The following is a 24,451-nucleotide window of genomic DNA, read 5'->3' on the forward strand; positions in this document are numbered from 1 at the left end:
CGCTGGGGGGGCGGCGCATAGGACGCGCCAGGCACTCGTCACCCATCGAGGAACGCCGCGGGGCCATGCGGGTCCGGCGGCGTTCCGTTTTCTGCGACAGACGAGGGCCGGGAGGCCGGGGCGTCGCCGCGGCCCGTCCGGCCGCAGCCGCCGCGCGCCGCCCGGCCCGACATTCGAGGGGCGCGGATGCCGCTACTCAAGGACGCACGCGGGCCGGAAGGTCTGAGGCTCTACGCCATCGGCGACGTCCACGGGCGACTGGATCTGCTGCGCGCGCGGCACGCGGCCATCGCGACCGATCTTGTCCGCCGCCCTGTGCGGGCCTTTCGCGTGATCCACCTCGGCGACTATGTCGACCGCGGGCCGGACAGCGCCGGCGTGATCGCGGCCCTGATCGAGTTCTGCCGCGACGGCGACGGCGTATGCCTCGCCGGCAACCACGACGTCTGGATGCTGCGGTTTCTCGCCAAGCCGACCGCCGCCAATTCGGCCTGGACCGACTTCGGCGGCGTGGAGACGCTGATCTCCTACGGCGTCTCGCCCTATGCGCGCGGCATGGGGCTGCGGCCGCTCAAGGCGCTCGGCAAGGATCTGCGCGCCGCGCTGCCGCCTGAGCATGAGGCGTTCCTGCGCGGGCTGCGGGCCTGCGAGCGCCATGGCGACTATTTCTTCGCGCACGCAGGCGTCAGGCCCGGTAGGGCGCTGGAGCGGCAGTCGCTCAGCGATCTCACCGAGATCCGCGAGCCCTTTCTGAGCGAGCAGGGCGATTTCGGCGCCGTCGTCGTGCATGGCCACACCGTCACGCCCGAGCCCTGCGTGAAGCCGAACCGCATCGGCATCGACACCAAGGCCTACGCCAGCGGCGTGCTCACCTGCCTCGTGCTGGAGGGGGCCGAGAAGGGCTGGCTGACGCCCGAAGGCTATGCGCCGCTCATGTGCGAGGCCTGACCCGGCGGCCGCCCCGTCAGCACGTCCGCGCGCAGGCAGGCGGAGAAGCGCTCCGGCGCAACCTCCGAGAGCGGCGGCGGCGCCGCGCGGCAGGCGTCCTGCGCCAGCGAACACCGCGGCGCGAAGGCGCAGCCGGGCGGCGGCGCGAGCGGCGACGGCACGTCTCCGGGGATGGGCCTGAAGGTCGAGCGGCCGTCGAGGCTGAGTCGCGGCGCGCTCTCCAGCAGGCCGAGAGAATAGGGGTGCGCCGGGCGCGCCAGCACCGAGGCCGCCGGGCCGAGCTCGACGATCCGTCCCAGATACATCACCGCCACCCGGTCGCTGACATGGCGCACGATGGAGATGTCGTGGCTCACGAACAGGCAGGTGAGGCCGAGGTCGCGCCGCAGGTCCATCAGAAGGTTGAGGATCTGCGCCTGGATCGAGACGTCGAGCGAGGCCACCGGCTCGTCGCACACCAGCAGGTCGGGCTGCATCGCGAGCGCGCGGGCGATGGCGACGCGCTGGCGCTGGCCGCCGGAGAACTGGTGCGGCCAGCGGTCGGCCATCGCGGGGTCGAGCCCGCAGCGGTCGAGCCACCCAGCGACATAGGCGCGGGCCTGCGGTTTGGCGACGAGGCCGTGCGCGACGGGCCCCTCGGCGATGGCGTCGCCGACCTTCATGCGCGGGTCGAGCGAGGCGAACGGATCCTGGAACACGGTCTGCACGCGGGTCGTCGCCTTGCGCCCGCCGCGCATCACCGGGTCTCCGTCGAGGGAGACGGCGCCTGCGCTCGGCGCGGCGATGCCGGCGATCATGCGGCCGAGCGTGCTCTTGCCGCAGCCCGATTCGCCGACGAGGCCGAGCGTCTCGCCCCGCCGGATCTCAAGCGAGACTTCGCGCACGGCCTGAAGCGGGCGCTTCGCGGGCGGCGCCCCGAGCGCGGCGGCGATGCGTTCGCCGAGCGACAGCCGCGGCGCGAAGGTCTTGGACACCGCCTCGACGCTGAGGAAGGCCTCGCTCATGCGCCCGCCTCCAGCGGAAAGAGGCAGCGCCAGGCCCGCGCGCCCTCGCGCGTCTCAACCGGCGGGGCGGCGCGGCAGGCCCCGGCGGCGCGCGGGCACCGCGGCGCGAAGGCGCAGCCCGGCGGCAGGGCGCCGAGGGAGGGCGCGCCGCCGGGGATCTGGCGCAGCGGCTCGCCGGGCTTCGCGGCGGCGGGCAGCGAGTCGATCAGGCCGCGGGTATAGGGGTGGCGCGGCGCGCGCAGCACCGCCTCCGCCGGCCCCTGCTCGACCACGCGCCCCGCATACATCACGAGGATGCGGCTGGCGAAGCCCGAGACCACGGCGAGGTCATGGCTGATCCAGATGAGCGAGAGCCCGGTCTCGGCGGCGAGCGCGCGCATCTCCACGAGGATCTGCGCCTGCACCGATACGTCGAGCGCCGTCGTCGGCTCGTCGGCGATCACGACCGACGGCGCGTGCAGCAGGGCGATGGCGATGGCGACGCGCTGGCGCATGCCGCCGGAGAACTCGTGCGGATAGGCGGCGAGCCGGTCGCGCGCGGCGGGGATGCCGACGCGCGCCAGCGCCGCGGCGCAGCGGTCGTCGGCGGCCCGGCGCGGCGTTCGCGCATGGGCGGCGAGCGCCATGCGCATCTGCGCGCCGACGGTCAGAAGCGGGTTCAGCGTCGCGACGGGGTCCTGGAAGATCATGGCGATCTCGCGCCCGCGCCGCGCGCGCAGCCCTTCGGCGTCCATCCCCGCCAGTTCCGCGCCGTTGAGCCTGACCGAGCCGCCGGCGACGCGGCCGGGCGGGTCGATCAGGCCCATGAGCGAGAAGCCGGTGACGCTCTTGCCCGAGCCGCTCTCGCCCACCAGCCCGACGATCTCGCCGCGCGCGAGCGAGAACGACACGCCGTCCACCGCCCGCGCCGCGCCGCCGCCGCGCAGGGCGAACTCGGTGGTCAGGTCCACGACGTCGAGGACCGGCGGGCTCATCGCCTGAGCCTGGGGTTGAACTGGTCGCGCACCTGGTCGCCGACGAGGTTGATCGCGACGATCAGCACGATCAGCGCGACGCCGGGATAGACCGAGATCCAGCTGCGCCCGCTCATCATGTAGGGGAAGCCGTTGGCGATCAGCATCCCCAGCGACGGTTCGTTCACCGGCAGGCCGAGGCCGAGGAAGGACAGCGTCGCCTCCAGCGAGATCGCGTTGGCGATCTGCACCGTCGCCACCACGATGAGCGGCGGCGCGCAGTTCGGCAGCAGGTGGCGGAAGACGACGCGACGCCCCGAAAGCGGGGTTGCCAGCGCCGCCTCGACATAGTCCTTCCGCCGCTCCGCCGAGGCGGCGCCATAGGCGGTGCGCGCGAAATAGGCGTATTGCGCCGCCACCAGCGCCGCGATGAGTTGGAGCCGGCCCTGGCCCAGCAGGGCCGAGAGCACCAGCGCCAGCAGGATCGGCGGGAACGACAGCTGGAGGTCGACCGCCCGCATGATCAGCGCCTCCAGCCGCCCGCCGAGATAGGCCGCCGCGACGCCGAGCGTGGCGCCCAGCGTCAGCGCCACGGCCCCGGCGGCGACGCCGATCTGGATCGAGATGCGCAGCCCGTAGAGGATCGCCGAGACGAGGTCGCGCCCCTGGGGGTCCGTGCCGAGCAGGTGGACGTAGCCGCCCGAGCCGACGAAGCCGGGCGGGCGTCGCGCGTCCATCAGCGAGAGCGTCGCGAGGTCGTAGGGGTTCTGCGGCGCTATCAGCGGCGCGAAGATCGCCGCCAGCGCGATCAGCGCCACCATGGCCAGCGCGGCCAGCGCGACGCGGTTCTCCCGGAAGTCGGCCCAGAACAGCGCCAGCGGCGTCGACGGCGCGCTCATCGCGCCTCGCCCGAGCGCACGCGGGGGTCGATGGCGGCGTAGGCGAGGTCCACCAGCAGGTTGATGGTCACGAACAGCAGCGCGGTCAGGATCAGGTAGGCGACCATCACGGGGCGGTCGAGCAGCGTGATGCTGTCGATGATCAGCTTGCCCATGCCGGGCCAGGAGAAGATCGTCTCCGTCACCACCGCGAAGGCGAGCGTCGAGCCGAGCTCCAGCCCGAAGACGGTGATGATGGGCGCGGCGATCAGCTTCAGCACATGGCGACGCAGGATCGTCGCCTCCGATATGCCGGCGGCGCGGGCGAAGCGGATCGTGTCGGTCAGCATGATCTCGCGGACGCCCGAGCGGGCGAGGCGGATCATCATCGCCATCTTGAAGAGCGCGAGGTTGAGGGCGGGCAGGGCGATGTGGGCGAGGCCGTCGAGCGTCGGAAAGCTCCACCGCACGCCGAGGATCAGCACGGTCTCCCCGCGCCCGCCGGCCGGCAGCCAGCCCAGCGAGACGGCGAAGGTGAGGATGAGGATCAGACCCACCCAGAAGGTCGGCACCGAGAAGCCCAGCACCGAGAGCGCCATGATCGCGCGCGCCAGCGGCGCATGGGGCCGGTAGCCCGCGTAGACGCCCAGCGACACGCCGATCACGGTGGCGCAGAGCACCGAGATCAGCACGAGTTCGATGGTGGCGGGCGCGCGGCCGGCGATGAGCGACAGCACCGGCTCATTGTAGATGAACGAGCGCCCGAAATCGCCCTGCAGCACGCCGCCCACGAACAGGAAGTACTGCCGCCAAAGCGGGAGATCGAGCCCGAGCCGCCGGATCGCCTCCTCGCGGACGTCCTGCGTCGCGTCGGGCGGGATGACGATGTCGACGGGGTTGCCGACGGCGTAGACGCCGACAAACACGATGACGGACATCACCGCCATCACCGCGGCCGCCTGGATCAGGCGCTGGATCACGAAACCGAGCATCGGGCGGCCGTTCGTTCGGGATGCGGCCGGACGTCGGGCCCGGCCGCGGGCAGGGCGTCAGCCCTTGGGGTGGATGAAGTAGGCCAGCGTGTCCTCGTCGAAGCGCGGCTCGAATGTGACCGAGCCCGCCCTCGCCGCCCATACCGTCTGAAGCTGGACGATGGAGATATAGGCGCGGTCGGCCATCGTCTTGGCCATCGCCTCCTCGTAGAGCGCGCGGCGGCGGGGGGCGTCCATCTCGGTCGCCGCCTCCTGCAGCAGGGCGTCGACCTCCTCGTTCCTGTACTCGATGCGGTTGAACGCGCCGAGCTTGAGGTCGGGGGCCTCGGAGTGCGCGAGGCTGCCGAGGGTGTAGCTGGCCTCGCCGGTCAGCGTGCCCCAGCCGTTCATGAACACGCCGTACTCGCGCCGCGCCTGCGCCGGGAAGTAGACCGTCCGCGAGAGGGCGTTGACGTTGGTGCGGATGCCGGCCTGGGTGAACATCTGTCCGAGGCCCTGGCAGATGGCCCCGTCGCCGGGCAGCCGGTCGGACGTGCAGTAGAGGTCGATCTCGAAGCCGTCCGGGTAGCCGGCTTCCGCCAGCAGCGCCTTGGCCTTCGCGGGGTCGTAGGTCGGCGTCGGAATCTCCTCGTTCGAGCCGAAGAAGCCCGGCGGCATCATCTGGTTGGCCGGCTTGCCGAGGCCCTCCAGCACGATGCCCACCATCGTCTCGCGGTCGATCGCGCTGTCGATGGCCTCCCGCACGCGCGGGTCGCGCAGCGGGTTCGCGTCGAGCTCGCCGCCGCCGACGGCGCGCACGCCCGGCGGGTTCTCGCGCTGGTCGAGCTGAAGGTTCATCACATAGACGCTGTCGCCGACGACGGTATCCACGCTCGGGTCGCGCTGGAGCGCCAGGTAGTCGATGGAGGAGACGTAGTTGATGACGTCCACCTGCCCCGACTTCAGCGCCGCGAGGCGGGAGCTGTCGTTCGGCATCTCCTTGCGGATCACCCGCTCCCAGGCCGCCGGGCCGCGCCAGTAGCCGTCGAACCGCTCCAGCACGAGATCGCCCTTGGGCTCCCAGGAGACCAGCCTGAACGGGCCGGTGCCGACCGCCGCGGGGCCGCCGTTGAAGCCCTCGTTCGCGGTCTCGGGCGTGGAGTAGTCCGCCGCCGCCTCGCTGCTGACGATGAACAGGCGCACGAAGTCGTAGGGCAGCGTCGCCGCCGGCCCGTCGGTGTGGATGTCGATGGTGAGCGGGTCGACGATCTCGACCTCGGCCACGCGCCGCACATAGATCGTCGTGGTGGTCGGGCCGGAGACGACGGGGATGCGCTCGATGGAGAACTTCACGTCCTCCGCGTCGAAGGCCGAGCCGTCATGGAACGTCACGCCCTCGCGCAGGGTGAAGCGCCAGGTGTCCTCGTCCACAGGCGCCCAGGACGTCGCGAGGCCCGGCTCGATCTGGAGGTCGTCGCCGGACCATACCAGAGTGTCGTAGATGTGCTTGGCGGCCTCCGCGTGGCTGCCCAGGGCGGAGAAATGCGGGTCGAGCGACTCGGGGCCGCCGCGCACGCCGATGGTCAGGGTCTGCGCCGCCGCGGCGCCCGCCGCCAGCAGCAGCGCGGCCGCCGCCGCGCCTGTCCTGAAGCTCAAGGTCATGGTTCCTCCTCCCGCTCCGGCCCGGTCGCTGAACGCCGGGAACCGTTCCAAATGGAACTTGCGGGGATCAGGATGTGTGGCGATACTTGGCCCGTCAAGTTTGAAATGGAACCGTTGGCGCCCGTCGCCGGATCAGCCCCATGAAGCAGCAGGCCCCGCTCCAAGCCGCCCAGCCGATGGGCGCCGCCACGCCTCTGGCAGGGGTGAGCGGCATGGACGAGATGCTGGAGGCGAAGCTGTGGCGGAACCCGTGCTGGTTCTCGTTCCGGCTCAACTATCTGGCGCTGCGCTACAACCTGCCGCTCTACGACTGGGTGCGGCGCGTCCACGGCCTCAGCCGGCCGGAATACGTCGTGCTCTACTCGCTGGCGCTGACTGGCGCCGGCTGCGCCACCGACGTCGTGCGCACGTCGGGCTTCCCCAAGAACACGCTCTCGCGCGCCGTGCGCCGGATCGAGGCGCTTGGCCTTGTCGAGCGTCGGCGCGACGAGGGCGACGGCCGCAATCAGGTGCTGACGCTGTCGCAGGCAGGGCGGGCGCTGATGGAGGCCACCATGCCCGTCTTCGTCGCGCATGAGCGACGGATGCTGTCGGGGCTGAACGAGGAGGAGCGCGCCACGCTCGCGCGCCTCATGGCCAAGGTCGTGCTCGACCATGACGCCTGGCCGGACCGGATCGAGGAGGGAAGGGACGCGCCATGAAGATCGCAGACATGACCTGGGCCGACGTCGAGGCCCGCGCCGCGCGCGACGACCGCGCCCTGCTGCCCATCGGCTCCACCGAGCAGCACGCGCAGCTCTCGCTCTGCGTCGACGCGATCCTTGCCGAGCGCGTCGCGGTCGAGGCGGCCGAGCCCTCCGGCGCCCCGGTGTTTCCGGTCATGCCCTACGGGCTGGCGCCCTATTTCACGGCTTTTCCCGGCACGGTCTCGCTGCGGGTGGAGACGCTGCTGGCGGTGGCGCGCGACGTGCTGGCCTCGATCCGGCGGTCGGGGTTCCGGCGCATCCTCGTCGTCAACGGCCATGGCGGCAACGCGCCGGTCGGCGCGCTGGCGCAGGAGCTGATGGCGGAGTGGGGCGACGTCTCGATCAAGTTCCACGAATGGTGGAAGGCGCCGCGGACATGGGAGACGGCGCAGGCCATCGACCCCAGCGCCAGCCACGCCAACTGGATGGAGAACTTTCCCTGGACGCGGCTGCCGCAGACGCCGGCGCCGGAGGGCCGCAAGCTCGCGCCCGACTTCGCGCTGATGCGCGCCTCGCCGCCGGGGCAGGCGCGCGCCCTGCTCGGCGACGGCGCGTTCGGCGGGCCGTATCAGCTTCCCGACGAGACGATGCTGAGGCTCTGGCGCACCGGCGTCGAGGAGACGCGCGAGGCGCTGGAGGGGCCGTGGCCGACGCTGTCGTGAGCGAGCCGGTCCTCGTATGGGGCGGCGGCGCCATCGGCGGCACGCTGGCCGCCTGCTGGGCGCGCGCCGGGGTGCCGGTGCTGATGGTCGACGTCGAGGCCGAGCATGTCCGCGTCTCGGCGGCCGAGGGACTCGCCGTCGAGGGACCTGTCGAGACCTTCCGGCAGCTGGTTCCCGCCGTCACGCCCGACCGCGTGGAGGGTCGCTTCGGCCGCATCGTGCTCGCCGTCAAGGCGCAGGCGACCGAGACGGCGACGCGGATGCTGGCGCCGCATCTGGCCGAGGACGGCTTCGTGCTGTCGGCGCAGAACGGGCTGAACGAACGCGCCATCGCCGCCATCGTCGGGCCGGAGCGGACGATGGGCTGCTTCGTGAACTTCGGCGCGGACTGGCTCGGGCCGGGGCGCATCCTCTACGGCAATCGCGGCGCGGTGGTGGTGGGCGAGATCGACGGCTCGCTCCGCGAGCGCACGCGCGCCATGTTCGAGCTGCTGCGCGTCTTCGAGCCCGAGGCGGTGCTGACCGACGACATCTGGTCGTATCTGTGGGGCAAGATGGGCTACGGCGCGATGCTGTTCGCGACGGCGCTCACCAACGACAGCATGACGGCGAACTTCGCCGACCCAGCCCGCGCTCCGGCGCTGATCGGGCTGGCGCGGGAGGTCTGCGCGCTGGCCGCGGCGGAACGGGTCAGCCCGCGCGGCTTCAACGGCTACGATCCGGCCGCGTTCGCGCCCGGCGCGCCGGAGGCCGAGGCGCGCGCCTGCCTCGCCCGGCTCGCCGACTTCAACAGCCGGACCGCCAAGACCCATACCGGCATCTGGCGCGATCTCGCGGTGCGTCGACGCAGGACCGAGGTGGACGCGCAGATCGGCGTGATGGTCGCGATCGCGCAGGCGCACGGGATCGCGGCGCCGCTGATCGCCCGGCTGGTTTCGCTCATCCATGACGTTGAGGAGGGACGCCGGCCGATGAGCGTCGAGACCTTCCACGCGCTGACGGCGGCGTCATGAGGCGCGCGCTCGTCACCGGCGTCGTCGGCGGCATCGGCGCGGCGATCGCGCGCCGGCTGGCGGCGGAGGGGCGCGATGTCACGGTGAGCGATCTGCCGGGCCCCGCCCTGGAGGCGGCCGCCGCGGCGCTGGGTCTGCCGGCCGTCGCCGCCGATCTCGGTTCGCCGCTGGAGGTCGCGGCGCTGGTCGCGCGGATGGTCGAAGGCGGCGGGGCGCCGTCGATCCTCGTCAGCGCGGCGGGCGGCGTGCGCGGCAGGGTCGGCGGGCCGGTGGAGGAGGTGACGGACGCGGACTGGCGCGCGATCTTCGACGCCAACGTGAACGGCGTGTTCCACCTGATGCGCGCGCTGGCGCCGCATCTGCGGGCTGGCGGCTGGGGGCGGGTGGCGACGATCAGCTCCGGCGCCGGGCTGCGGCCGAGCCTGACCGGGATCCAGGCCTACACCGCCGCCAAGCACGCGCTGGTGGGGCTGACCAAGCAGTTCGCGCAGGAGTTCGGGCCGCATGGCGTGACGGTCAACTCGGTCGCGCCGGGCTTCATCCTCTCCAACCCGGCGACCCGGGCGCAGTGGGAGCGCTACGGGCCGGAGGGGCAGGCGCGGCTGGTGGAGCGCATCTTCACCCGGCGGCTGGGCAAGCCGGAGGACATTGCCGCCGCGGCGGCGTTCCTGACCGGCGAGGAGGCCGGCTGGGTCACGGGGCAGGTGCTGAGCGTGGACGGGGGCGTGGCGTGACGCTGAGCGGGCCTGAGCGCGATGCGGTGGCCGCGCGCATCGCGGCGCTGGTCGCCCAGCCCTCGGTGAGCGCCGACCCGGCCTTCGCCGAGGGGATGGAGGGCGCCCGGCGGTTGCTGGAGGCGCGTCTGGCGGAGCTGGGTTTTGGCGGCGCGCGACGGCTCGATGGCGGCGGGCACGCGGCGCTCTACTCCGAGCGGCTGGCGGCGCCGGGGCGGCCGACGCTGCTCGTCTACGGCCACTACGACGTGCAGCCGCCCGACCCGCTGGAGTTGTGGCGCTCGCCGCCCTTCGAGGCGACGGTCCGCGACGGTCGGCTTTACGGGCGCGGCGCGTCGGACGACAAGGGGCCTACGGTGGTGGCGCTGGAGGCGCTGGCGCGGCTGATCGCCGAGGACGGAGAGCTTCCGTGCAACGTCAAGGTGCTGCTGGAGGGCGAGGAGGAGACGGGCAGTCCCTCGCTGCCGGCGATCCTGCGCGACAACGCCGGCCTGCTCGCCTGCGACGCCGCGCTGTCGGCCGACGGCGCGCGGTGGCGGGCCGACGTCGCTTCGGTCAACGTCGCCGCGCGCGGTTCCGGCGGGCTGGAGTTCAGGGTGCGGACGGCGGACAAGGACCTCCATTCGGGGCGCTACGGCGGCGCGGTCGGCAACGCGCTGCACGCGGTCTCGCAGATCGTGGCCGGCCTGCATGACGCGCGCGGCGCCGTCGCCGTGCGGGGCTTCATGGACGGGGTCGCCGCGCCGACCGAAGCGGAGCGCGCCGAGATCGCGGCGATCCCCTTCGACGCGCCGGCCTTCTACGCCGCGGTGGGCGCGCCGACGCCCTGGGGTGAGCCCCAGTGGAGCGCGCCCGAGCGGCTGTGGCTGCGGCCGACGGTGGAGGTCAACGGGCTCTGGGGCGGCTATCAGGGCGCCGGCGGCAAGACTGTCATTCCCTGCGAGGCGCATGCGAAGCTGACCGTCCGGCTCGTCGCGGGCCAGCGCCCGGCGGCGGTGCGCGCCGCGCTGATCGCGCATCTGCACGCCGCCTGCCCGCCCTGGGCGCGGCTGGAGATCACCGATGAGCGGGGCTGGTCCCCGGCCTATGCGCTGCGCCCCGACCATCCGCTGCTGCTCGCGGCCGAGGACGCGCTGGCTGAGACCGCCGGCGTCCGGCCTCTGCGGGTGCGCATCGGCGCCAGCCTGCCCCTGACGGGGCTGATCCGCGAGGCGCTGGGCGTGGAGACGGTGATGTTCTCGTTCGCTGTGTCGGACGAGGACTACCACGCGCCGAACGAGTTCTTCCGGCTTTCCTCCATCGATGAAGGGATTGCGGCGTGGATGGCGCTGATCCGGCGCGTGGGCGCGCAGAGCCCGGCGGACTATCGGGCGTAGCGGAGGCCGCGCCGGACAACTGGCGCGGCGCAGTGCTGCTGGTGGCCGCGGCGGGCATGTTCACCGCTGAGGTGGTGGGCTTCCGGTCGCTCGGCGAGGGCCTGAGCGACGGGCAGATCGTGTTTGCGCGGGCGGCCAGCCAGCTGATCTGCGTCGCGCCCCTCGTGCTGCTCGGCGGCTGGCGGCTGATGGCGACCCGCAAGCCGGGGCTGCATCTGGCGCGCGGCCTCGTCAGCCTGCTGTGCTGGGTGCTCTACTACCAGAGCTTCCGGGTGCTCGACCTGTCGCTCGCCACCACCCTGACCTTCTCGACCTCGCTCTTTGTCGTCGCGCTCGCGGCGCCGGTGCTGGGCGAGCGGGTGGGCGGCTTCCGCTGGGCGACGACGGCGGTCGGATTTCTCGGCGTTGCGCTGGCGGCGGGCGCGCTGGAGGCGCGGCTGGAGCCCGGCGTGCTGGTGGGGCTTGGCGCTGCGGCCTCAGGTGCGGTCCTGGTGTTTTTGAACCGGATGCTCTCGCGCACCGAGAAGACGCTGGCGATCATGGCGTGGATCTCCGTGATCACCACGCTCGGGACGGCGCCGGTCGCGGCGCTAGACTGGCGGCCGGTGGAGATCGAGACCATCGCGCTGCTGCTGCTGTGCGGCGCGCTGGGAACCTGCGGGATGTTCCTGACCATCGAGGCCTATCGCGTCGGCGAGGTGTCGGCGCTGGCGCCGTTTCCCTATGTCAGGCTGGTGTTCGCCGCGGCGGCGGGTTGGCTGCTGTTCTCGGAGACGCCGGACGCGCAGACCATCGCCGGCGGGCTGGTCATCGTCGGCTGCGCGCTGGCGGCGACGCGGCGGGAGCGGCGGCGCGGCCTCGCCGCCCCGCAGCGCTGAGCTGCGCCGCGCTTCAGCCGACCTGGCCGAGCCAGATGACGTGGCGGGCGCCGCGCTTGCCGCGGTCCGCCTTCACGCGCTCCTCAGTCACCCGGAACCCCGCCTCGCGCATCCGCCTGCCGAACGCGGCGTCTGGCGCCGCCGACCACACGGCGAGGACGCCGCCGGAGTTCAGCGCGGCGCGCGCGGCTGCGAGGCCGGCGCGTCCATAGAGCGCGTCGTTGGCGGGCGTCGTGAATGCCTCGGGGCCGTTGTCGACGTCGAGCAGGATCGCATCCCACCCGCCTTCGCGGATCGGCCCGGCGACATCCTCCACCGCCACGCGCACCCGCGTTTCGTCGAGGCAGCCGTGGAACAGCGGCGCCATCGGCCCGCGCGCCCAGGCGACGACCTCCGGCAGCAGCTCGGCGACGGTGATCTGGGCCAGCGGCGAAGCCTCCAGCGCGGCGCGCAGGGTGAAGCCCATGCCGAGGCCGCCGATCAGCACGCGCGGGCGCGGCGCGGCGACGGCGGCAAGCGGCAGCCGCGCGAGCGCGACCTCCGAGCCGCTCAGCCGGCTGTTCATAAGCTCCGCCGTCCCCACGCGGATGGAGTATTCGGCGCCGCGGCGCTTGAGCCGCAGGGTGACGCCGCCCGGCGCTTCGGCGACGCCAAGCTCCTCCCAGGGGACCACGGCCGCAGCCTCAGCAGGCCGGCGTCACGCCCCACACCTCGGCCGCATAGCCGCGGATGGTGCGGTCGGAGGAGAAGACGCCCATGCCGGCGGCGTTCAGCACCGCCTTGCGCGTCCATTCTTCTGGCTTCGCCCATGCGTCGTCCACAACGCGCTGGCGGTCGTAATAGCTGGTGAAGTCGGCGCAGACCTGGAACCAGTCGTGGCCGCGCAGGTTCTCGGTGACGGCCCTGAAGCGCTCGCCGTCGCCGCCCGAGAAGAAGCCGGCCTCGATCTGCTCCACGACCTGCGCAAGTCGCGGGTCGGCGTCGATGAAGGACTGCGGCGCATAGCCGTTCGCGCGCGTCGCCAGCACCTCCGCCGCGGTCTGGCCGAAGATGAAGATGTTTTCCTCGCCCACCGCGTCGCGAATCTCGACGTTGGCGCCGTCCAGCGTGCCGACGGTCAGCGCGCCGTTCATCGCGAACTTCATGTTGCCGGTGCCCGACGCCTCCTTGCCGGCGGTCGATATTTGCTCGGAGAGGTCGGCGGCGGGGATCAGGATCTCAGCCATCGAGACGTTGTAGTTGGCCGGATAGGCGACGGCGAGGCGGCCCTTCATCGCCGGGTCGGCGTTGATCGTCGCCGCGATGTCGTTGATCAGCTTGATGATGAGCTTCGCCATGGCGTAGCCCGGCGCGGCCTTCCCGCCGAAGATCTTCACGCGCGGCGCGAACTCCGCCGAGGGGTCGGCCTTGATCGCGTTGTAGAGCGCTGCGGTCTCCAGAGCGTTCATGAGCTGGCGCTTGTATTCGTGGATGCGCTTGATCTGGATGTCGAACATCGCCGTGGGGTCGACCGAGACGCCGTGCTCGCGCTCCAGCCACGCCGCGCAGGCGCGCTTGTTGTCGGTCTTGATGGCCTGGAAGCGCTCGCGGAAGGCTGCGTCCTCGGCGAGCGGCGCCAGCGCGGCGATGCGGTCGAGGTCTGCCGCCCACTCCTCGGAGCCGAGCGTCTCGGTCAGGAGCCGGCGCATCCCCGCATTGCAGCCATACAGCCAGCGCCGCGGCGTGACGCCGTTGGTCTGGTTGACGATCTTCTCGGGGTGCAGCGCGTGCAGCTCGGCGAACACGGTCTGCTTCATCAGGTCGGTGTGCAGCGCCGAGACGCCGTTGACACGGTGCGCGGAGATGAAGGCGAGATCGCCCATCCGCACCTCGCCGTTGTCTACGATGCGGACGCTGTCGGGGCGCTTCGTCTCACGGGCGTGGCGGGTGTCGATGCGCTCGATGATCTGCATGTGGCGCGGCAGGGCGTGGCCCATCAGGTCGGTCGACCAGCGCTCCAGCGCCTCGGGCATCAGGGTGTGGTTGGTGTAGTTGAGCGTGGCCGAGGCGACGTCGAACGCCTCGTCGAAGTCGAGGCCATGGTCGTCCACGAGCAGCCTCACGAGCTCCGGCCCCGCGATGGCGGGGTGCGTGTCGTTGAGCTGGATCGCGGCGTGCGCGGCCAGGCTGCGCGGCTCCAGCCCCATGGCGCGGTGGCGGCGCAGGATGTCGGCCAGCGAGGCGGCGGTGAAGAAGTATTCCTGCTTCAGCCGCAGCTCCTTGCCCTGCGGCGTGGTGTCGTCGGGGTAGAGCACCCGCGAGATCGTCTCTGCGAAGACCGACGGCGCCGCCGCGGCCATGTAGTCTCCGCGGTTGAAGGGTTCGAGGTCGAACTCCCGGACCGGCTGCGCGTCCCACAGGCGGAGGGTGTTGGTCCAGCGCCCGCGCCAGCCGGGGATCGGCGTGTCGTAGGCGGCGGCGAGCACGGTGTCGGAGGGGGTCCAGAGCGCGCCGTCGCCCTCGCCCGGAGAGACCTCGCCCCCGAAGCCGATGGGGTAGGCGACCTCGCTGCGCTCGAACTCCCAGGCGTGACGCTGGCGCAGCCAGTCCTCGGGCTCCTCGCCCTGCCATCCCTGGTCGAAGCGCTGGCGGAAAAGGCCGTGCTCGTAGCGGATGCCGTAGCCGTGGGCCGCGACGCCGACCGTCGACATGCTGTCGAGGAAGCAGGCGGCGAGGCGCCCCAGGCCGCCGTTGCCCAGCGCCGCGTCGGGCTCGTCGTCCACGAGCGCCGCATAGTCGACGCCGTGGGCCGCGACGGCCTCGCGCGCGGCGGCCTCCAGCCCGAGATTGTGGATGGCGTCCTCCAGCAACCGGCCGATCAGGAACTCCATCGAAAGATAGTAGACCCGCTTGCGCTTCTCAGCGTAGGCGCGGCGCGTGGCGGCGAACCAGGGGTCGACGACGAGATCGCGCACCGCGCGGGTCAGCGCGAGCCGCCAGTCCGACAGCGTCGCCGTGACGGGATCCTTGCCGATGGCGTAGCGCAGGCTGTGCGCCATGGCGACGCGAAGCGCCTCTCCGTCGATCTGCTTCGCAGTGTCCGTCGCGCCGTCATGCATGGCGATACCCCGATCCTGTGCAGATGCAGGCTATCGCGCGCCGCAGTGCGGCATGCAACCCCGCCTTATGGGGCGCCGTCCCCAGTCGCCGCCCCAGGTCGCCGACCAGGCCGCGCGGCCAGCGTCGCCTCGCCGGCGCCCTTTGGCGGCAAGGAAAGGGGGGCCGTTTCATGGAAAGTTGACGCATGTTTCACTGTCCTGTGAGCGGGCGGACAAGGCTCGCGCCTAGCGTGCCCGGGTCGATCATCCCTCAACTGGAAGTGGAAAACATGATCAAGACCTTCACGGCGGTTTCGCTTGCGCTCGTCGCCGCGCCGCTCTCGGCCGCCACGCTTACCGGCTTCGCGTCCCTGCCCGCCGAAACCTTCGTTCCCGGCCCGACCTCCGGCCAGTTCCAGAACCCCGCCAACGGCGTGACCCCGCCCTATGTCGGCCAGCAGCCTGTGCAGGGCTTCTCGTCCGTCATCTCCAACGGCGCCGGCGGCTTCCTCGCCATGTCCGACAACGGCTTCGGGGGCAAGGGGAACTCGGCCGACGCGCTGCTGCTGGTGCACGACATCTCGGTCGACTTCCGCACCGAGACGGGCGGCACAGGCGCGGTGACGGTGAACTCCAGCACGCCGCTTTCCGACCCCGACGACCTCGTGAGCTTTCCGATCGTCGCGGAGCAGACGTTCTACCCCAACGGCGCCGGGGATATTCCGGTCGACGGGGCCATCGCCTCCGGCCGGCTGCTGACCGGCGCCGACTTCGACATCGAATCGATCCGCCGCGACGCGAGCGGAAACTTCTGGATCGGCGAGGAGTTCGGCCCCTTCCTGCTGCACACCAACGCGGATTTCGAACTCATCGCCCCCGAGATCGCCACGCCTGGGGTCCAGTCTCCCAACAACCCGTTCCTCGGCGCCGCCGCGCCCAACCTCGGCGGCAGCCGCGGCTATGAAGGCATGGCGATCAACGAGGCCGGCGACACGCTTTACACGCTGCTTGAGGGAACCGTCGCTGGCGACCCGGCGCGCACGCTGCGCCTGTCGGAGTTCGACATCGCCGACGCCAGCTTCACCGGCGAACAGTGGCTCTATCCGCTCGACCCCGCCGGCGCGGCCATCGGCGAGCTTACCCTCGTCGAAGACAACGTCTTCGTCGTGATTGAGCGCGACGGCGGGCAGGGCCCCTCCGCGGCCTTCAAGAAGCTGTTCCTCATCGACCTGGACCAGTCCGACGCCGACGGCTTTCTGAAGAAGACCGAGATCGTCGACCTGCTGGCGATTGACGATCCGTTCGATCTCGACGGCGACGGCTCGAACGTCTTCAGCTTTCCGTTCGTGACGATCGAGAGCGTGCTGCCGCTCGACGCCTACACGCTGCTCGTCGCCAACGACAACAACTTCCCCGGCAGCGCCGGTCGCACGGCGGGCGTGCCCGACAACAACGAGTTCATCCGCATCACGCTCGATCAGCCGATCGCCTCGCTGGCGCCTGTGCCGCTGCCCGCGGCCGGCTGGCTGATGATCGCCGGGCTGGCCGGGCTTGCGGCGATGCGCCGCCGCGGCTGACGCCGGAATTTGCCGTGCCCGCGGCGCGTCGCGGGCACGTTCCATCGGGAAAGACTCAGACGAAGAAGCTCTCGACGCCCGCGAGGACGGCTGCGACGACTGCGACCGTGACGGCGATGGACGCCGCGCCCGCCGTCAGACCGGCGAGAAGCACGGTGCCGTCGCGGTCGAGCAGCGCCAGCGCGCTCACCACCAGAGACCAGGCGGGAAACGCGCCGGTCAGCGGCAGCGGCGTGAACAGCGCCACCGACACGGCGAAGAGCATCGCGCCGACGATCCGCTCGTTGCGCGCGGTGAACAGCCACGGCCGGCGCGGCTTCAGGGTGCGCTCGATGGGGCGGACCAGCGGGCGCAGCCGGATCACCGCACGCTTCAGCGCCTTGCGGGAGACGCGCCTGCGGGCGATGACGCGCGGCAACCACAGGTGGTGGGCCCCGAGCGCCATCTGGGCGGTGACGATCAGCAGCGGGACCGCCGTCACGAGCGTCGAGCCCAGCGGCGCCGGAATGAGGTTCACCAGCGCGAAGACCAGAATCGCCCACGAGAAGGAGCGGTCTCCGAGACTGGCGAGCACGGCCTCCACACTGACGCTCTCCTCCTCGCCGCGCTGGTTTGCGGCGCGCAGGAGCGAACGGGACATGGAGGCGCGTCGCACCGGAGCCGGCGCCGTCATCCGGGGGCTCTCCGCCCCATCCTCGATCCCGCCGCCATCCATGACCCCTCACATCCGCCTGTTTCGCGCGCAGATCAAGCCGTCAGATTCGGCAATCGGACCGCCGCGGCGCGGCTGTTGAAGTCGCGGCGGAGGCCTCTATAACATCGACAGGAAATATGACTTTAGAGGAGCGAGCCATGGGGTTCGGATATGAGGCGCTCGACCTGGCGCGGTTCCAGTTCGCGTTCACAGTGTCGGCGCACATCATCTTTCCCGCCTTCTCCATCGGTCTGGCGAGCTATCTCGCCGTGCTGAACGGGTTGGGGCTGGCGACCGGCGACGCCGTCTATCGCCGCCTGTTCGACTACTGGAAGACGATCTTCGCCGTCGTCTTCGGCATGGGCGTCGTCTCCGGCATCGTCATGAGCTACCAGTTCGGCACCAACTGGTCGGTGTTCTCCGACAAGACCGGGCCCGTTCTGGGGCCGTTGATGGGCTACGAAGTGCTTTCGGCCTTCTTTCTGGAAGCCGGGTTCCTCGGGGTCATGCTGTTCGGGCGCGAGCGGGTGGGCCCGAACCTGCATTTCTTCGCGACGCTGATGGTGGCCGTGGGCACGCTGTTCTCGGCTTTCTGGATTCTCAGCGTAAACAGCTGGATGCACACGCCCGCGGGCTATGGCGTCAACGAGGTCGGCCAGTTCGTGCCGGTGGACTGGTGGGCGGTCGTGTTCAACCCGTCCTTCCCCTACCGGCTGGTCCACATGGTGCTGGCGGCGTATCTGACGACGGCGTTCATCGTCGGCGGCGTGGGGGCGTGGCATCTGCTGCGGGCGCGGCGCACGGGGCGGACCGACCGGGCGGCGCGGGTGATGTTCTCGATGGCGATGTGGATGGCGCTGCTCGTGGCGCCGCTTCAGATCGTCGCGGGAGACCTGCACGGCATCAACACGCTGGAGCATCAGCCCGCCAAGATCGCCGCCATGGAGGGCCACTACGAGACCCGCGCCCCGGCGCCGCTGATCCTGTTCGGACTGCCCGACGACGAGGCCGAGGAGACGCGCCACGCAGTCGAGATACCCTATCTCGGCTCGCTGATCCTCAAGCACGACCTCTCCAGCCCGGTGCAGGGTCTCAAGGAGTTCCCGAAGGAGGAGCGCCCGCCCGCGGCGCTGATCTTCTGGACCTTCCGCGTCATGGTGGCGGTCGGCTTCGCCATGCTCGCCGTCGGCCTCTGGTCGGGCTGGGCGCGGCTCAAGGGGCGGCTTTTCGAATTGCCCTGGCTGCACCGGGCGGCGGTGGCGATGGGGCCGAGCGGCTTTCTCGCCGTGCTGTGCGGCTGGATCACCACCGAGGTCGGCCGGCAGCCCTACACCGTCTACGGCCTGCTGCGCACGGCCGACAGCGCCTCGCCGCTCGACGCGCCCGCCGTGGGGGCGTCGCTGCTGGCGTTCATCATCGTCTATTTCGCGGTTTTCGGCGCCGGGACGTTCTATGTGCTGCGGCTGATGGCGCATGGGCCCGAGGACGGGCTCGACATCGACGCGCTCGGCCCGACGCGCGCCGCCGGCGTGACGCCGGCGGCTTCCATGCGGCGGCCCGCCGCGCATCCGGCGGAGTGAGCGAGATGGAGACCGAACTCGTCTGGTTCGGCCTGCCCTTCATCTGGGCCGGCCTGATCGCCTTCGCCGTCTACGCCTACATCGTGCTCGACGGGTTCGATCTGGGCGTCGGGATACTGTTTCCGTTCTTTCGCGGCCGCGAGGAGCGCGACCTTGCGATGAACTCCGTCGCGCCGGTTTGGGACGGCAACGAGACCTGGCTCGTGCTGGGGGGCGGGGGGCTCTTCGCCGTGTTTCCGCTGGCCTATTCGGTGATCATGCCGGCGCTCTACGCCCCGATCGTCGCGATGCTGCTGGGCCTCATCTTCCGCGGCGTGTCCTTCGAGTTCATCCATCGGACGCGGCGCGGGCGCTTCCTGTGGGAATGGGGCTTCTTCGGCGGGTCGCTGATCGCCTCCTTGGCCCAGGGGATCGCGCTGGGCGCGCTGGTGCAGGGCGTGGAGGTCGAAGGGCGGGCCTACGCCGGCGGCTGGTGGGACTGGCTGACGCCGTTCTCGCTGCTGACCGGGGCCGCGCTGGTCGTCGGTTACGCCCTGCTGGGCGCGACGTGGCTGGTGATGAAGACCGAGGGCGACCTGCAGGCCTTCGCGCGGCGCGTCGCCTGGGGCGCCGGGGCCGGCACCGTGGGGCTGATCGGCCTCGTCAGCCTGGTCACGCCGTTCCTGCAGCCGCTCTACTTCGACCGTTGGTTCGGCTGGCCGACGATGGTTTTCAGTCTCGTTGTGCCCGTGATGGTGGCGGGATGCGTCTGGAAGCTCGTGGACGGCCTGCGCCGCGAGCATGACGTGACGCCGTTCCTCGCCGCGCAGGGGCTGTTTGCGCTGAGCTTCATCGGGCTGGGCGTGAGCTTCTTCCCCTATCTCGCGCCCCCCGCGCTCTCGATCGCGGAGGCGGCCGCGCCTGACGAGAGCCTGCGCTTCCTGCTGGTGGGCGCCGTTGTCCTGATCCCGATGATCCTCGGCTACACCGCCTACGCCTACTGGGTTTTCCGCGGCAAGGTGCGCCCCGGCGACGGGTATCACTGATGTCGGGGCGGCGCGCGCGGCTGGTGTGGTTCGTGGGCCTGTGGTGCGCAGGCGTGGCGACGCTCGCGGTCATCGCCTTCGCCATTAGGGCGGTGATATTCTGAGCGGCGAGGGCGCGGCTCAGCCGGCCGATGCAGGCGCCTCGCCGGGCGCGGCGGCCGCTTCGGCCAGCCAGCGGCGCTCCAGCATGCAGGCCATGCCCCAGTCGGAGAAGCTGGCCGAGACCTCCGCCTCCACGGCCTCGTTCGAGGTGCCGATGCGCGCGCCGGCGGCGAAGTCGAGGCCGTCGACGGGCCAGCGCAGCCCCGCCGATGAACGCCCGGAGACCGGCGCAAGCGGGAAGAAGGAGACGCGGGCGCCGGGCGCCAGGCGCGCGCGCCAGCGCGGCGGGCAGAGGAAGATCACGTCCTCCGCCCCGATCAGGACCACCCGCCGGTCGCGCCAGCGCAGCAGCGCGTGCAGGGCGGCGAGCGTGTGGTCGAAGCGCCGGCCGGTGAAGCCGACGCCGACGAACAGCGGCGCCTCGACGCTGTAGAGGCATTTCTCGAGGTCGGTCGTGTCCTGCTCGGCGATGTGGACCACCCGGGACGCCGCGCGCCAGCGCGGCAGGTCCGCGACGCTGTCCATGTCGCCGATGACGGCCTCGGCGCCTTCGTCCCAGAGCGACAGGGCGTTGGCGCCCCCGTCGGCCGCTACGACATGGGGGGCGAGCCCGCGGGCCTGCTCGAACGTCTCGCGGTCGAGCGCGCCGCCGCCGACCAGCGTGACGCCGGCGGCGAACCGCAGCGCGCTCACCTGCCCTCGTCCGGGGGCGGCGGCGCGTCAGGGTCGGGCCTGCCGATCCCCTTGAAGAGCCCCTTCAGCGGGAAGGCCCACACCACCCCGAGGCCGACATAGACCGTGAGCTCGACCAGCACATGAGGCCGCTCGAACTGATCCACCAGCCAGACGGCTGTCATGATGTAGAGCGGCAGCCCGACGACGAGGACGAGGGCGGCGAGGCGCTTGCGCGTGCGGTATGTCATGGCGCGGAGCTAGACCGAACCGACGCCCGCTTCAACAGGGGCGCCGTTGACGGAGGCGCCGCCATGGGTAGGCTCCGCCGCCGAAACAGCCGGAGCCGTGAACATGACCTCAGAAGCCGCCGCCCGCGACGTCGTCGCCGCCTATTACGCCGCCTTCAACGCGGGCGACAGCGCCGCGATGCTGGCGCTCGTGACCGATGACGTCCGCCACGACGTCAATCAGGGGGCCGCGCGCATCGGCCGCGGGAAGTTCGCCGAGTTCCTCGCCCACATGGACCGCTGCTACAGCGAGCGCCTCGCCGACCTCGTGGTGATGGCGGCGCCGGGCGGCGTTCATGCCGCGGCGCGCTTCACGGTGCACGGATCCTACAAGGCGACGGACGAAGGGCTTCCGGAGGCGAAGGGGCAGACCTATGTACTCGACGCCGGGGCCTTCCTGGAGGTCCGCGACGGAAAGGTGAGCCGCGTGGCGACCTGCTACAACCTCAACGACTGGATCGCGCAGGTATCGGCGTGACGGAGCCGGCGCGCGACCTGAAGGGCGGGCTCAGGGTCGAGCCGCTGACCGGGGACGCGCTCATCGCGGCCCTGCCGCGGCTGGCGGAGCTGCGCATCGCGGTGTTCGGCGCGTGGCCCTATCTCTACGCCGGCGACCGGGCCTATGAGGAGCGCTACATGCGCGCCTATGGCGAAAGCCCCGGCGCGCTGGTGGCGGGCTGCTTCGACGGCGCCGAGATCGTCGGCGCGTCGACCGCGGCGCCGATGGAGGACCACGCCAGGGAGTTCGCCGCGCCGTTTCAGGAGCGCGGCTACGACATCTCCGAAATCCTCTACTGCGGCGAATCGGTGCTTCTGCCGGAGTATCGCGGCCACGGCGTCGGCCACGGCTTCTTCGACGCGCGCGAGGCCCATGGCCGGGCGCTGGGCCGCAGGCGCATCTGCTTCTGCGGCGTGGTGCGCGATCCGGCGGACCCGCGCCGCCCGAAGGATTACGCGCCGCTCGACCCGTTCTGGCGCAAGCGCGGCTACGAGAAGCTCGACGGGCTGACGGCGCGCTACGCCTGGCGCGAGCACGGCGCGCGCGAGGAGACGGAGCACGAGATGCAGTTCTGGATGCGGGATCTGTGATGCGCCGCGTCGCGCTCGCGCTGATGCTGGCCGCGGCCCCGCTCTCGGCGCAGGAGGCGCGCCCGCCGGCGAGCATGGCGGAAGTCGCGCTCTCCTTTGCGCCGGTTGTGAAGGCGGCGGCGCCGGCGGTGGTCAACGTCTACACCCGCAAGGTGGTCGCCCAGCGCTCGCCCTTCGGAGGCAATCCCTTCTTTGACCAGTTCCTGCGCGAGTTCGGCGGGATGCCGCGGCGGCGCGTGGAGAACTCGCTCGGCTCGGGCGTGGTGATGCGGGCGGACGGCGTCGTCGTCACCAACGCCCATGTCATCGCCGACGCCGTGGAGATCCGCGTCGCGCTGAGCGACCGCAGCGAATACGACGCCGACATCCTGCTGTTCGACCCGCCGTCCGATCTCGCGGTGCTGAAGCTGCGCGGCGCCGAGGGCCTGCCGACGCTCGCGGCGCGGCCGGAGAATGCGCCGCTCGAGGTCGGCGACCTCGCGCTCGCCATCGGCAATCCGTTCGGCGTCGGCCAGACGGTGACGATGGGCGTGATCTCGGGGCTGGGGCGCACGGCGGGACGGCGCGGCGGCGGCTACTTCATCCAGACCGACGCCTCGATCAATCCGGGCAACTCCGGCGGCGCGCTGGTCGACATGGCGGGGCGGCTGATCGGCGTGAACACGGCGATCCTCAGCCGCTCGGGCGGCTCGGTCGGGATCGGCTTCGCCATTCCGGCGAGCCTCGTGAGCCATGCGGTCGAGAGCGCGCTGCGCGGCGAGAAGGAGCTGGTCCGGCCCTGGGCGGGCGTGCGCGGGCAGCCGGTGACGGCCGATCTCGCGGACGCGCTGGGCCTGCCGAGGCCGGCCGGCGTGCTGATCGCGGCGCTGCACCCGCGCAGCCCGTTCGGGCGGGCGGGCCTGCGGCAGGGCGATGTGATCGTCGCCCTTGACGGGGCTCCGGTCGAGTCGCCGGAGGAGCTGGCCTTCCGGCTGGCCGCGATGGGCGTCGGCGGCACTGTCACGCTGGAGGCCGTGCGCCGGGGCGAGACGGTGGAGGCCGAGGTCGCGCTGATCGCGCCGCCGCCGGGCGCGGGCAACTGACCCGCGACCTTTTCTCCGACGCGCCAGACGGCGCCGGCGACGGGGGCGCCGCCGCCGAGGGCCGCGCCAGCCGGTCGGCGCCGGAGCCTCCCGGCCCGCGTCCTCTGGCCGACCGTCTGCGGCCGGAACGGCTTGAGGACGTTCTTGGGCAGGACGCGCTGCTCGGGCCTGGCGGCGCGCTGACGGCGCTGGCGCGACGCCCGGTCTCCACGATCCTCTGGGGGCCGACCGGCGTGGGCAAGACCACCATCGCCCGGCTGCTGGCGCGCGAGAGCGGCCTGCGCTTCGAGCAGATCAGCGCGATCTTCTCCGGCGTGGCCGAGCTGAGGAAGGTCTTCGACGCGGCTGCGGCGCTGTGGCGGACGGGGCGGGCGACGCTGCTCTTCGTCGACGAGATCCATCGCTTCAACCGCGCGCAGCAGGACGGGTTCCTGCCGCACATGGAGACGGGCGCGGTCATCCTCGTCGGCGCGACCACCGAGAACCCGTCCTTCGCGCTGAACGCCGCCCTTCTGAGCCGCGCGCAGGTGCTGCGGCTCGCGCCGCTCGACGAGGCGGCGATCCACGCGCTCCTGCAGCGCGCCGAGGCGGACGCCGGCCGCGCGCTGCCGGTGGACGCGGCCGGGCGGGCCGCGCTCGCCGGCATGGCCGATGGCGACGGGCGCGCGGCGCTGAACCTTGCCGAAGCCGCGCTGGCGCTGGAAGGCGGACCCCATGGCCCGGCGGAGCTGTCGGCGCGTCTGGCGCGGCGCGCGGCGCTCTATGACCGGACGGGCGACCAGCATTTCGGTCTGATCTCCGCGCTGCACAAGGCGGTGCGCGGGTCGGACCCCGACGCCGCCCTCTACTGGCTGGCGCGGATGCTGCAGGGCGGGGAGGATCCGCGCTATCTCGCGCGCAGGCTGATCCGCATGGCGGCGGAGGACGTCGGGCTGGCCGATCCGCAGGCGCTTGGCCTCGCCGTCGCCGCCCGCGACACCTACGAGACGCTGGGCTCGCCGGAGGGCGACCTGGCGCTGGCCGAGGCGGCCGCCTACCTGGCGCTGGCGCCGAAGTCGAACGCGCTCTACGCCGCCTTCAAGGCGGCACAGGCGGACGCGCGTGAGACCGCGGGCCTGCCGCCGCCGGCGCACATCCTCAACGCGCCGACTCGGCTGATGAAGGAGCAGGGCTTCGGGGCGGGCTACGCCTACGACCACGACGCGCCGGACGCGTTCTCCGGGCAGGACTACTTTCCCGAGCGACTCGGCCGCCGCCGCTATTACGCGCCGACGGATCGTGGATTCGAGCAGGAAATGGGCGCCCGGATGGCGAGACTGTCGCGATTGAGGGCGGCGCGCGGCGGCGATGACGCCGATGGCGCAGGCGAGAAGTGACGGGTCGCCGCAGCGGCTTGGCGCCGCCTCGCAATCGGGGCGGCGCGCCTTCACCTTCGCAG

The 24,451-nt window shown here is 71.8% G+C and carries 25 protein-coding genes; 15 read left to right on the plus strand and 10 right to left on the minus strand.

Features of this window, described 5'->3' with window-relative positions:
• Positions 1-186 precede the first annotated feature (186 nt).
• On the plus strand, positions 187-948 hold the full coding sequence (locus BLW43_RS08370; protein ID WP_093251775.1) for a metallophosphoesterase: 762 nt from the start codon (positions 187-189) through the stop codon (positions 946-948).
• Here BLW43_RS08370 and BLW43_RS08375 read toward each other — a convergent pair.
• The 5 genes from BLW43_RS08375 to BLW43_RS08395 are packed head-to-tail and all read right to left on the minus strand — an operon-like array spanning position 921 to position 6,416.
• Positions 921-1,952 carry an ABC transporter ATP-binding protein gene (locus BLW43_RS08375; protein ID WP_093251778.1) on the minus strand — a complete coding sequence of 344 codons (1,032 nt, stop codon included), beginning with the start codon at positions 1,950-1,952 and terminating at the stop codon, positions 921-923. The genes BLW43_RS08370 and BLW43_RS08375 overlap by 28 nt on opposite strands.
• Complete coding sequence (locus BLW43_RS08380) at positions 1,949-2,926, minus strand: ABC transporter ATP-binding protein (RefSeq protein ID WP_093251780.1); 978 nt, start codon at positions 2,924-2,926, stop codon at positions 1,949-1,951. The genes BLW43_RS08375 and BLW43_RS08380 overlap by 4 nt, the downstream gene beginning before the upstream one ends.
• The gene (locus BLW43_RS08385) at positions 2,923-3,804 is read right to left on the minus strand and encodes an ABC transporter permease (RefSeq protein WP_093251783.1); all 882 of its coding nucleotides are present in this window, start codon (positions 3,802-3,804) and stop codon (positions 2,923-2,925) included. The genes BLW43_RS08380 and BLW43_RS08385 overlap by 4 nt, the downstream gene beginning before the upstream one ends.
• Positions 3,801-4,775: an ABC transporter permease gene (locus BLW43_RS08390; protein WP_093251785.1), complete on the minus strand. Its 975-nt coding sequence runs from the start codon at positions 4,773-4,775 to the stop codon at positions 3,801-3,803. The genes BLW43_RS08385 and BLW43_RS08390 overlap by 4 nt, the downstream gene beginning before the upstream one ends.
• A gap of 57 nt (positions 4,776-4,832) precedes the next feature.
• Entirely contained in the window at positions 4,833-6,416 is a 1,584-nt protein-coding gene (locus tag BLW43_RS08395; protein ID WP_093251788.1) for an ABC transporter substrate-binding protein, read from the minus strand.
• 140 nt (positions 6,417-6,556) lie between these two features.
• Between BLW43_RS08395 and BLW43_RS08400 the strand changes: the two genes are divergently transcribed.
• From BLW43_RS08400 to BLW43_RS08420, 6 genes are read left to right on the plus strand one after another with little or no spacing between them, the layout of a single operon-like run.
• Positions 6,557-7,117 carry a MarR family winged helix-turn-helix transcriptional regulator gene (locus tag BLW43_RS08400; RefSeq protein WP_245730970.1) on the plus strand — a complete coding sequence of 187 codons (561 nt, stop codon included), beginning with the start codon at positions 6,557-6,559 and terminating at the stop codon, positions 7,115-7,117.
• Complete coding sequence (locus BLW43_RS23910) at positions 7,114-7,824, plus strand: creatininase family protein (protein ID WP_217632126.1); 711 nt, start codon at positions 7,114-7,116, stop codon at positions 7,822-7,824. The genes BLW43_RS08400 and BLW43_RS23910 overlap by 4 nt, the downstream gene beginning before the upstream one ends.
• Positions 7,806-8,837 carry a ketopantoate reductase family protein gene (locus BLW43_RS08405; protein ID WP_245730971.1) on the plus strand — a complete coding sequence of 344 codons (1,032 nt, stop codon included), beginning with the start codon at positions 7,806-7,808 and terminating at the stop codon, positions 8,835-8,837. The genes BLW43_RS23910 and BLW43_RS08405 overlap by 19 nt, the downstream gene beginning before the upstream one ends.
• Positions 8,834-9,571 carry an SDR family NAD(P)-dependent oxidoreductase gene (locus BLW43_RS08410; RefSeq protein WP_093251805.1) on the plus strand — a complete coding sequence of 246 codons (738 nt, stop codon included), beginning with the start codon at positions 8,834-8,836 and terminating at the stop codon, positions 9,569-9,571. Before BLW43_RS08405 ends, BLW43_RS08410 begins: the two co-directional genes overlap by 4 nt.
• Positions 9,568-10,947, plus strand: coding sequence for a M20/M25/M40 family metallo-hydrolase (locus BLW43_RS08415; protein WP_093251808.1), 1,380 nt, complete (start codon positions 9,568-9,570; stop codon positions 10,945-10,947). Before BLW43_RS08410 ends, BLW43_RS08415 begins: the two co-directional genes overlap by 4 nt.
• A complete protein-coding gene (locus BLW43_RS08420) occupies positions 10,890-11,825 on the plus strand; it encodes a DMT family transporter (RefSeq protein WP_139284018.1) in 936 nt (311 codons plus the stop codon). The genes BLW43_RS08415 and BLW43_RS08420 overlap by 58 nt, the downstream gene beginning before the upstream one ends.
• A gap of 13 nt (positions 11,826-11,838) precedes the next feature.
• Here the strand turns inward: BLW43_RS08420 and BLW43_RS08425 are convergent, their stop codons facing one another.
• Both BLW43_RS08425 and BLW43_RS08430 read right to left on the minus strand, forming a co-directional pair.
• Positions 11,839-12,498, minus strand: coding sequence for a spermidine synthase family protein (locus tag BLW43_RS08425; RefSeq protein ID WP_093251813.1), 660 nt, complete (start codon positions 12,496-12,498; stop codon positions 11,839-11,841).
• A 10-nt stretch (positions 12,499-12,508) separates the two neighbouring features.
• A complete protein-coding gene (locus tag BLW43_RS08430) occupies positions 12,509-14,923 on the minus strand; it encodes a glycogen/starch/alpha-glucan phosphorylase (protein ID WP_093251816.1) in 2,415 nt (804 codons plus the stop codon).
• 269 nt (positions 14,924-15,192) lie between these two features.
• Between BLW43_RS08430 and BLW43_RS08435 the strand changes: the two genes are divergently transcribed.
• Positions 15,193-16,479 carry an esterase-like activity of phytase family protein gene (locus BLW43_RS08435; protein ID WP_093251819.1) on the plus strand — a complete coding sequence of 429 codons (1,287 nt, stop codon included), beginning with the start codon at positions 15,193-15,195 and terminating at the stop codon, positions 16,477-16,479.
• A 55-nt stretch (positions 16,480-16,534) separates the two neighbouring features.
• On the opposite strand, the gene BLW43_RS08440 is transcribed toward BLW43_RS08435, so the two are convergent.
• Entirely contained in the window at positions 16,535-17,119 is a 585-nt protein-coding gene (locus BLW43_RS08440; RefSeq protein ID WP_175478814.1) for an exopolysaccharide biosynthesis protein, read from the minus strand.
• A gap of 212 nt (positions 17,120-17,331) precedes the next feature.
• On the opposite strand from BLW43_RS08440, the gene BLW43_RS08445 reads away from it, so the two are divergent.
• Genes BLW43_RS08445 through BLW43_RS08455 form a run of 3 tightly spaced genes read left to right on the plus strand, consistent with a single transcriptional unit; the run spans position 17,332 to position 19,882 of the window.
• Positions 17,332-18,753, plus strand: a complete 1,422-nt coding sequence (locus BLW43_RS08445; protein ID WP_093251821.1) for a cytochrome ubiquinol oxidase subunit I — start codon at positions 17,332-17,334, stop codon at positions 18,751-18,753.
• Positions 18,754-18,758: 5 nt separating this feature from the next.
• Positions 18,759-19,778, plus strand: coding sequence for a cytochrome d ubiquinol oxidase subunit II (gene cydB, locus BLW43_RS08450; RefSeq protein ID WP_093251822.1), 1,020 nt, complete (start codon positions 18,759-18,761; stop codon positions 19,776-19,778).
• Positions 19,778-19,882, plus strand: coding sequence for a DUF2474 family protein (locus BLW43_RS08455; protein WP_093251823.1), 105 nt, complete (start codon positions 19,778-19,780; stop codon positions 19,880-19,882). The genes cydB and BLW43_RS08455 overlap by 1 nt, the downstream gene beginning before the upstream one ends.
• Before the next feature lie 16 nt (positions 19,883-19,898).
• Here BLW43_RS08455 and BLW43_RS08460 read toward each other — a convergent pair whose 3' ends face one another.
• On the minus strand, positions 19,899-20,573 hold the full coding sequence (locus BLW43_RS08460) for a thiamine diphosphokinase (RefSeq protein ID WP_093251824.1): 675 nt from the start codon (positions 20,571-20,573) through the stop codon (positions 19,899-19,901).
• Positions 20,570-20,803 carry a DUF2842 domain-containing protein gene (locus BLW43_RS08465; RefSeq protein ID WP_093251826.1) on the minus strand — a complete coding sequence of 78 codons (234 nt, stop codon included), beginning with the start codon at positions 20,801-20,803 and terminating at the stop codon, positions 20,570-20,572. The genes BLW43_RS08460 and BLW43_RS08465 overlap by 4 nt, the downstream gene beginning before the upstream one ends.
• Before the next feature lie 103 nt (positions 20,804-20,906).
• On the opposite strand from BLW43_RS08465, the gene BLW43_RS08470 reads away from it, so the two are divergent.
• The 4 genes from BLW43_RS08470 to BLW43_RS08485 all read left to right on the plus strand — a co-directional run bounded on the left by BLW43_RS08470 (position 20,907) and on the right by BLW43_RS08485 (position 24,389).
• Positions 20,907-21,320: a ketosteroid isomerase-related protein gene (locus BLW43_RS08470; RefSeq protein ID WP_093251829.1), complete on the plus strand. Its 414-nt coding sequence runs from the start codon at positions 20,907-20,909 to the stop codon at positions 21,318-21,320.
• Positions 21,317-21,931: a GNAT family N-acetyltransferase gene (locus tag BLW43_RS08475; protein ID WP_245730972.1), complete on the plus strand. Its 615-nt coding sequence runs from the start codon at positions 21,317-21,319 to the stop codon at positions 21,929-21,931. Before BLW43_RS08470 ends, BLW43_RS08475 begins: the two co-directional genes overlap by 4 nt.
• A complete protein-coding gene (locus tag BLW43_RS08480) occupies positions 21,931-23,013 on the plus strand; it encodes a trypsin-like peptidase domain-containing protein (protein ID WP_245730973.1) in 1,083 nt (360 codons plus the stop codon). The genes BLW43_RS08475 and BLW43_RS08480 overlap by 1 nt, the downstream gene beginning before the upstream one ends.
• 104 nt (positions 23,014-23,117) lie before the next feature.
• Positions 23,118-24,389, plus strand: a complete 1,272-nt coding sequence (locus tag BLW43_RS08485; protein ID WP_245730995.1) for a replication-associated recombination protein A — start codon at positions 23,118-23,120, stop codon at positions 24,387-24,389.
• Positions 24,390-24,451: the final 62 nt, after the last annotated feature.

Source organism: Rubrimonas cliftonensis, from assembly GCF_900107585.1.
Taxonomy (GTDB): Bacteria; Pseudomonadota; Alphaproteobacteria; order Rhodobacterales; family Rhodobacteraceae; genus Rubrimonas; species Rubrimonas cliftonensis.